At 25.8% G+C, this 267-nt stretch carries 1 protein-coding gene; it reads left to right on the top strand.

The annotated features are described in order from the left end of the window. Positions 1-94 precede the first annotated feature (94 nt). A complete protein-coding gene (locus FC46_RS10500) occupies positions 95-259 on the top strand; it encodes a DUF6568 family protein (protein WP_476703087.1) in 165 nt (54 codons plus the stop codon). Positions 260-267: the final 8 nt, after the last annotated feature.

The following is a 267-nucleotide window of genomic DNA, read 5'->3' as shown; positions in this document are numbered from 1 at the left end:
TAGATAACATCTATCAAGCTGCATAAAGTGTCCAACTTATTATTGCAATTTGCGAATCAATAAATTTTAAGCAATTTAAAATACGCAATTTAAAATACTTAAAAAGCGTAATAATGATTTTATAGTGTATATTGGTAGGCCAACCTGTTCAGATTGCAAAAGCTTTGAAAATGATTTTTTGAAATTAAATTTAAACAAGATTACTAATTCAAAACATTCTAAGCTTAATAGTGAATTAATTATCCGACGGGATAATTGATTCACTAT

It is taken from the genome of Lactobacillus kalixensis DSM 16043 (genome assembly GCF_001434335.1).
Classification (GTDB): Bacteria; Bacillota; Bacilli; order Lactobacillales; family Lactobacillaceae; genus Lactobacillus; species Lactobacillus kalixensis.
This window is presented reverse-complemented; position numbering and strand designations above follow the sequence as displayed.